At 59.0% G+C, this 920-nt stretch carries 1 protein-coding gene; it reads left to right on the top strand.

Translation table 11 applies throughout. The features are described from left to right. The first annotated feature begins 210 nt into the window (after positions 1-210). Positions 211-591, top strand: coding sequence for a flagellar biosynthesis repressor FlbT (gene flbT, locus CQ14_RS07245; RefSeq protein WP_057857351.1), 381 nt, complete (start codon positions 211-213; stop codon positions 589-591). Positions 592-920 lie beyond the last annotated feature (329 nt).

Here is a 920-nt window from a genome sequence, read left to right as displayed (position 1 = left end):
CCAACCAGAGCCAGCAGAGCGTGCTGCAGCTCCTGCGCTAAGCGGGACGGCGACGTCAACGATCAAGGCGGCGGGGAAAACCCCGCCGCCACCATCGATCCAAATTTCCTGAATATTATCTGGCGGCATATCCGCCGCGCATTTGCACGAACGATGTTTCGCAAACGTCGTGAGCCCTGGCGCTCACGCGTCTTCGAACGGGGGACGATTGTGCCGCTACGCGTTGAACTGAAGCCATTTGAACGGATCGTTATCGGGGAAACCGTTCTCGTCAATTCCAGCACACGCACGTCGTTCCTGATCGACGGCGACGCGCCGATCCTGCGCGAGCGGGACACCATCACCGCCGAGACCGCCAATACGCCGGCCAAGCGGCTCTATCTCTGCATTCAGACCATGTATCTGAAGAACGATATCCCGCGTTACCGGGCCGCCTATCAGGGTTACTTGCGCGAACTGCGCGATGCCAGGCCGGGGGACCGTCTCACGATCGACGCCGCCAACAACCATGTGGCCGCAGGCGCGCTCTACAAGGCGCTCAAGGAAATCAGGAAACTGGTGAAGCGCGAAGACGAACTGCTCGCCGCCTGACCGCTGGTCTTCCGAGCGCTCGTTTCCAAATCGTCATCCGGGGCCGGCCGTTTGCCGCCGCAGCTCCCAGATGCTGCTGATCGCGTCTTGCTTGCGTTGTCGGGCCGCCGTCACCAGCAACTCATCACGACATATTCACCATATCCGTATTAGCACGGACAGTGAAATTAACGTTGCCGTGAAATCCGAGGGGTTACTTTTCAGAAGGCCGATATCTGAGTTTTTGGAAGGCGTGCTCATATGGATGACCTGTTACGGGAGTTCCTGACGGAGACCAACGAGAGCCTGGATACGGTCGACAATCAGTTGGTGCGGTTCGAGCAGGACCC

The sequence above is a fragment of the Bradyrhizobium lablabi genome (assembly GCF_001440475.1).
Classification (GTDB): domain Bacteria; phylum Pseudomonadota; class Alphaproteobacteria; order Rhizobiales; family Xanthobacteraceae; genus Bradyrhizobium; species Bradyrhizobium lablabi.
The sequence above is the reverse complement of the archived record's forward strand: the minus strand, read 5'-3'. Positions and strand labels throughout refer to the sequence as shown.